The sequence below is a fragment of the Frankia sp. AgKG'84/4 genome (assembly GCF_023242965.2).
Lineage (GTDB): Bacteria > Actinomycetota > Actinomycetes > Frankiales > Frankiaceae > Frankia.
Genome location: NZ_JALKFU020000267.1, coordinates 1 through 7,007, shown reverse-complemented (window position 1 = coordinate 7,007; position 7,007 = coordinate 1). Strand labels below are relative to the sequence as shown.

The 7,007-nt window shown below is 73.7% G+C and carries 6 protein-coding genes; all 6 read right to left on the bottom strand.

What is annotated here, in order from left to right:
- Window positions 1-1,734 (bottom strand): heavy metal translocating P-type ATPase (locus MXD58_RS16465; RefSeq protein ID WP_250609506.1); only part of this gene is annotated, 1,734 nt, incomplete at its 3' end.
- A gap of 40 nt (window positions 1,735-1,774) precedes the next feature.
- Window positions 1,775-1,987 (bottom strand): heavy-metal-associated domain-containing protein, encoded by a 213-nt coding sequence (locus tag MXD58_RS16460; RefSeq protein WP_248839624.1) that lies wholly within the window; start codon window positions 1,985-1,987, stop codon window positions 1,775-1,777.
- Window positions 1,988-2,521: 534 nt separating this feature from the next.
- Window positions 2,522-3,454, bottom strand: coding sequence for a porphobilinogen synthase (gene hemB, locus MXD58_RS16455; RefSeq protein WP_248839650.1), 933 nt, complete (start codon window positions 3,452-3,454; stop codon window positions 2,522-2,524).
- Window positions 3,455-3,516: 62 nt separating this feature from the next.
- Window positions 3,517-5,337, bottom strand: a complete 1,821-nt coding sequence (locus MXD58_RS16450) for a bifunctional uroporphyrinogen-III C-methyltransferase/uroporphyrinogen-III synthase (RefSeq protein WP_248839623.1) — start codon at window positions 5,335-5,337, stop codon at window positions 3,517-3,519.
- A gap of 2 nt (window positions 5,338-5,339) precedes the next feature.
- Complete coding sequence (gene hemC / locus MXD58_RS16445) at window positions 5,340-6,521, bottom strand: hydroxymethylbilane synthase (RefSeq protein ID WP_518478192.1); 1,182 nt, start codon at window positions 6,519-6,521, stop codon at window positions 5,340-5,342.
- The coding region (locus MXD58_RS16440) for a glutamyl-tRNA reductase (RefSeq protein WP_518478190.1) at window positions 6,518-7,007 on the bottom strand (490 nt) is incomplete at its 5' end. The genes MXD58_RS16440 and hemC, both read right to left, overlap by 4 nt.

Genomic DNA, 7,007 nt, shown 5'->3' with positions numbered 1-7,007 from the left:
GGCCGCCTGGGTGATCGCCCGGCCGATCGGGTGCTCGCTGGCGTCCTCGGCGGCGCCGGCGATCCGCAGCACCTCGGCGGGATCCTCACCCGGCGCCGCGTGCACGGCGGCCAGGCGCATCCGGCCGGTGGTCACCGTTCCGGTCTTGTCGAGCAGCACCGTCCGCACCTGTCGGGTGGATTCCAGCACCTCCGGGCCGCGGATCAGGATGCCCAGCTGGGCGCCCCGGCCCGTGCCCACCAACAGCGCCGTCGGCGTCGCCAGGCCGAGCGCGCACGGGCAGGCAATGATCATGACCGCCACCGCGGCGGTGAAGGCATCCGTCGCGGGCCGCCCGGCCGCGAGCCAGCCGCCGAGGGTGACCAGCGCGGCCGCGATCACGACCGGGACGAACACGGCCGAGATCCGGTCGGCCAGCCGCTGGACGCGCGCCTTGCCGCTCTGGGCCTGCTCGACCAGTCGCGCGATGCGGGCGAGCTGGGTGTCGGCCCCGACCCGGGTGGCCCGTACGACCAGACGGCCGCCCGCGTTGACCGTCGCGCCGACGACGGCGTCGCCTGGTCCGACCTCCACTGGCACCGACTCGCCCGTCACCATGCTCGCGTCGACAGCGGACAGGCCGTCGAGGACGACCCCGTCGGTCGCGACCTTCTCCCCGGGACGGACCACGAACTCGTCGCCGAGGCGCAGGTCATCGATGGGAATCCGCACCTCGGCGGGCGCGCCGGGCGCCTCGGCGGGCCGGCGCACCGTCACCTCGCTGGCGCCGAGATGCAGCAGGGCACGCAGCGCCGCGCCGGAGCGGCGCCGGGCCCGCAGCTCCAGGAACCGCCCGGTCAGCAGGAACACCGTGACCCCGGCGGCCACCTCGAGGTAGATCTCGGTGCCGGCACCGCCGCCATCGTGAGCACCCATGGTCATGGTGTCGCCACTGAGCGCGGTCATCGTGTCGTGGCCGGTCGCCGCACTGGTGCCGACATCGACCATCCCGCCGGTGAGCGAGAACGGGTGGCGCAGGCCGGGTGCGCCCGCGCCGCCGAAGACCAGCGCGTAGAGCGACCAGCCGAAGGCCGCGAGCGTGCCGAGGGACACCAGGGTGTCCATGGTGGCGGCGCCATGGCGGGCCCCGCGCGCCGCAGCGGCGTGGAACGGCCAGCCGCCCCAGCACACCACGGGCGTTGTCAGACCCAGGCTGACCCACTGCCAGTAGTCGAACTGCCAGGCCGGCACCATCGCCAGCACCAGGACCGGCACCGCGAGCGCCGCGGAGACGACCAGCCGGCGCCGCAGCCCCCGCGGGTCCGCGTCACCGGCCTCGTTCACGTCACCGGCCTCGTCCGCCTCGCCGGCCTCGTCCGCCTCGCCGGCCTCATCCGCGCCCGACCGGTCAGCCCGCCGCTCGCGGCCGTGTTCGGGAACCTCGTCCAGGTCGACGCCGGTCGCGGGCGGTTCGGCGCGGGACGTCGGCGACCGTTCCGGCAGGCTCGCCGAATAGCCGGCTGCCCGCACCGTCCGGATCAGATCCTCGATCGTCACCGGCGCGGCGGCGGGTGGCTGCACGCCGCCGGCGAGGGTGACGGTGGCCTTCTCGGTGGCATAGTTCACCGAGGCGGTGACGCCGTCGAGCCGGTTCAGCTTGCGCTCGACCCTCGCCGCGCAGGACGAGCAGGTCATCCCGCCGATCGCGAGCTCGATGCGACCCGGCTCCGTGGCCTCGACGCCGATGGCGCTCATCCTGTGCTCCTCCACTCGACCGTCAGGTCCGCCCGGGACGTCAGGCCCGCCCGACCAGCTCGAAACCGGCCTCCACGACGGCCGCCCGGACATCCCCGTCCGCGAGCACGTCCGCACTCACCACGGTCACCCGGCCGTCGGCGAGGTCGACCTCGACGCTCGACACCGCGGGCAGCCGCTCCAGTTCCTCGGTGACCGACTGGGCGCAGTGCCCGCAGGTCATACCGGTGACGGTGTAGGCAGTCGTGGTCATCGTCGTCCTCGTCTCGTCTGCCGTGGTCGCACAACGCCGGACGGGCCGCCCGGCAGCTCGAAAGATACCCCTCCCCCGTATGGTCGGCAACTACCCCCCAGGGGTATCCCGGGAGGCGACGGAGATCACGGCGAGCGGAAGTGGACACGGGCAGCGCGCGCCGCCACACGCCAGCGACAGGAGGACCCGGGCGCTGCGCGAACTCGGAAGCGGATTTGTCCGACGGGGCGGCGCCCCTCTTACCCGCCGAGCACCCGCGTCCGGGCGGTGTGACGTCGCGGGACGGTCTCCCGGCGCCCCCGGAACGCGGGCGGTCCGGCGAACGACCTACGCCGGCGGCACCATCGACCCCGCCCGGGAAAGTCCACACCCACGCCCCGAAACGCCGCAAGGTGGAACCGAAGCGCACATGACGCCATGCCGACATCGGAAATCGAACATGAGTTCGATACAACGCGCAGGGGCGACTACGATCGCTTCATGATCTTCACGCGAGGGACCGGACGGGCGAAGCATCGCCCGTCCGGTGCCGGATCAGCGGCCGGCGGCCAGGCCTCGGGCCACTTCGACCGCCCAGTAGGTCAGGATGATGTCCGCCCCGGCCCGCGAGATCGCGGTGAGCGTCTCGGTGATCGCCCGCTCGCGGTCTATCCACCCGGCCGCCGCCGCCGCCTCGACCATCGCGTACTCCCCCGAGACCTGGTAGGCGGCAACGGGCACGTCGACCGCGTCCGCGACAGCCCGCAGCACGTCGAGGTAGGCCAGCGCGGGCTTCACCATCACCGCGTCCGCGCCCTCGGCGAGGTCGAGCGCCACCTCCCGCAGCGCCTCGCCCACCGAGCGGGCCGGGTCCTGCTGGTAGCCGGCCCTGTCGCCGAACTGTGGCGCGCATTGCGCCGCGTCCCGGAACGGGCCGTAGAACGCCGAGGCGTACTTCGCCGAGTAGGCGAGGATCGGCAGGTCGGGGTAGCCGTCGGCATCCAGCGCGGCCCGGATCGCGCCAACCTGGCCGTCCATCATCCCGCTCGGCGCGACGACCTCAGCGCCGGCGCGGGCCTGCGCGACGGCGATCGAGGCGTAGCGGGCCAGGGTGGCGTCGTTGTCGACCTCGCCGGCATCGGTCAGCAAGCCGCAGTGTCCGTGGTCGGTGTACTCGTCCAGGCAGAGATCGGTCATCACCACGATGTCCCCGCCGACCTCGCCGACGAGGTCGGCGAGCGCCAGCTGGACGATCCCGTCAGGGTCGTCGGCGGCCGAGCCACGGGCGTCCTTCTCGGTCGGAACGCCAAAAAGGATCAGCCCGCCAACGCCCGCCTCGACCGCCTCGACGGCGGCCCTGCGCAGCGAGGTGCGGCTGTGCTGGACGACGCCGGGCATCGACGAGATGGGGATCGGCTGGTCGACCCCTTCCTTCACGAACATCGGCAGCACCAGGTCGGCCGGTCTCAGCCGGACGCTGGAGACCATCCGGCGCAGCGCGGGCGAACGGCGCAGCCGCCGGGGACGCGCGCCCGGATACCCGGGCGCGGTCACCGCCGTGAGCCGCGGCGGGGCTTGGGCAGGCGGGCAGCCAGCGGGCCGATCTTGCCGAGTTCCTCGCGGTGCTCGGCGGCGAAGTCCGCGAGCGCGGTGACCAGCGCGGGGATTGTCGCCTCCGGCGCCTGCACGTCGACCCGCAGCCCGAGTTCCTGCGCGGTCGCCGCGGTGGCCGGGCCGATGACGGCGATCACCGTGGTCTCGTGCGGCTTGCCAGCGATGCCGACGAGGTTGCGCACGGTCGAGGAGGACGTGAAGACAACCGCGTCGACGCGGCCGCCCTTGAGGGCCTCGCGGATCGGCGCGGGCGGCGGCGCGGCCCGAACAGTGCGGTACGCCGTGACGTCATCAACCTGCCAGCCACGGTCCTTCAAACCGGCGACCAGCGTTTCGGTCGCGATGTCGGCGCGCGGGAGAAGCACCCGGTCGAGCAGGTCGAGCGACTCGTCGAACTCCGGCCAGTCCTCCAGCAGACCCTCGCTGGACTGCTGCCCAGAGGGCACGAGGTCAGGTCGGATGCCGAAGGCACGCAGCGCGTCGGCGGTAGCCTCGCCGATCGCGGCCACCTTGACCCCAGCGAAGGCGCGGGCGTCCAGGCTGCGTTCCTCGACCTTCTCCTGCACGGCGCGCACGGCGTTCACCGAGGTGAAGGCGACCCACTGGTACCGGCCGGAGACCAGACCGGTGATCGCCCGCTCCATGGGCGCGGCCGTCCGGGGCGGTTCGACGGCGATGGTCGGCACCTCGAGCGGGCTCGCGCCGTGCGAACGCAGCAGGTCGGACAGAATCGCCGCCTGCTCCTTGGTCCGCGGCACCAGCACCGTCCAGCCGAACAGGGCGCGGGTCTCCCACCAGGACAGCTTCGACCGGGTGGCGACCACCGGGCCGACGGAGAGCACCACCTGTGTGATGGGCGTGGTGGTGGCGTTCAGCAGCGGAGCGGCATCACCCTCCACCCGGTCCAGCGTGGAGGTGATCGTCCGCTGATCGGTGGTGGTGCCATCAACGGTCACCGCGATCGGGGTGTCCCCGGGCCGGCCGTGCTCCACCAGCGCCGCCGCGACCTTGCCTGTCTCGGCCGGCGCCGCGGTCACGACGAGGGTGCCGGGAAGCTGCGCGAGCATGGCCCAGTCCACATCACCGGGCGAGGTGGCCGGCGCGCCGAAACCACCGAAGCCGGGGCTACCCAGGCCGAGGGGCGAACCGAAGCCACCGCCACCAAGACCGGAGCCGAGGCCACCACCGAGACCGGTCATCGGGCGGGCGCCCAGGCGGCCCGCGCCGAACCCGGGGCCGGTCAGGGGGCCGACAGGCTCCCCGGTGCCGAACGGCGACGGCGTGGGCAGCGTGCCCGAAGAGGAGAAGACACCGGAGGTCGTCGCAAAGGTGATCGGAGATCCGGGGGCCACCCCGGCATAGGTGGCGACGGCGGCGCCGGTGAGGACGCCGGGCACGACCCGGTAGGGGATGCGCGCCTTCGCGAGGGCCTGCGCGTCGGCGGCACCAATGCGGGTCAGCCACGGGTCGGACGCGTAGAGCCGGACCACCCTGTCTCCGGCGCGGGCCCGGCTGACGACCGCGGCCGTCGCCGCCTCGGCGTCCCGGACCGGCTTGGCCGCCTCGAGGTCACCGATGCGCAGCACCTCGGCGGAGAGGTTCTCCACCACAGCGGGCGCGACGTCCGGGTCGGCGACGACGAGGTCCGCCGCTGCCAGGGTCTCGACCGCCAGGACGGTCAACAGCCCCGGGTCACTGGGGCCGGCACCCACCAGTGCAACCGGGGAGACGGGCTTCTTCGTGCGTCGGGTGGCCATGCTCAGCGATTTCCCATCAGCGAGTGTGCTCCGGCGGACAGCAGGTCGTCCGCGAGGCGCTGCCCGAGCGCCTCCGGGTCGACGGCGGACCCGGTCACGTCACGCCGGAGGACGGTGCTGCCATCCGGCGCGGCGACGACCGCCCGCAGGCGCAGTCGACCCGCGGGGGACGCATCTTCGCCCGGTGCCACCGGGCCAGCGTCCGCCGCGAGCGCTGGTTCTGCCACTGCCAGCGCGCCGACCGGAGCGGAACATCCGGCCTCGATTCCCGCGAGGAACGCGCGTTCCGCACGCACCGCGACGGACGACGATGCGTCATCGAGCACAAACCGTAGCAGCTCGGCGAGCTCGCTATCGACGGGCTGACCATGATCTGGCCACGTATGGCCACCGACCCGTCCCACACGCGGACCCTCCGGGTGGTCCGCCGCCCTCCCAGCGGCGGCCGCGGCACCGACCAGCGCCCGAGCCGGACCGGCGACGGCGAGACCCCGCAGGCCGGCGCACTCGACCGCCAGCGCACCCTGGCCGGGCGCCGGCAACATGATCGACGGGTCGAGGATCTCGGTGACGGCGTCGAGTCGGTCCAGACGGGCCAGGCCCGCATACGCCAGCACGACCGCGTCGACCTCGCCATCGATCGCCTTCTTGAGCCGGGTGTCGACGTTGCCGCGGATCGCGACGACGTCGAGGCCGAGTCCGAGCGCCCGCAGCTGCGCTGCGCGGCGCGGCGCACCGGTCGCGACCCGCGCCCCGGCGCCGAGCTCGGCCAGGCGGCGCCCACCGGGCGAGACGAGCACATCCCGGGTGTCCTCCCGGCGGGGCACGGCGGCGAGGACCACGCCAGCCGGGGTCGCCGTCGGCAGGTCCTTCAGCGAGTGCACCGCGAGGTCGATCTCGTTCGCGAGCAGGGCGTCACGCAACGCGTTGACCCACACCCCGGTTCCACCGATCTGACTGACCTCGGCCGACGAACGGTCACCTGCGGTGACGATCGGGACCAGGTCCACCTCGCAGCCAACCTTGTCCCGCAGCTCGGCGGCGATCGTCCCGGACTGGGCCATCGCGAGCGCCGAACGCCGCGTTCCCAACCGCAGCCGGCGACCGGCGAACCGCGCGCGCAGGGCGCTGGCCCGGGCCGCCGGGCCAGCCGCGTCGGGGTCGGTCGTCGTCGGGTCGGTCACGAACGCTCCACCAGATCAAGATCAGGCGCGGACACCACGGCGGGCACCTCACGCGGAAGGTCGAACAGTTCTCGCAGCGCCTCGGCGTAGGAATCGCCCCCGGGCGCTCCGGCGAGCTGCTGGACGCGCACGGTCGGCGCGTGCAGCAGCTTGTCCACAACGCGCCGGACCGCGCCCTCCACCAGATCCCACTCCCGATCGTCCAGGTCGGGCAGGCGGGTGTGCAACCTGGCGAGTTCGCCGTGCACGACCGAATCGGCGTGCGCGCGCAGTGCCACCACGGTCGGGGCGACCCGCACCGCGCGGCGACGGTCGAGGAAACCCGCGACCTCCGCGGCGACCAGGCTGCGGACCGCCTCGACATCGTGCGCCACCTGCGCGCCGTCGAGCGCCACCCGCAGCGCCTCCAGGTCGAGCAGGCTCACCCCGGGCAGCGCGCGCACCGCCGGGTCGATGTCGTGCGGCAGCGCCAGGTCGAGGAAGACC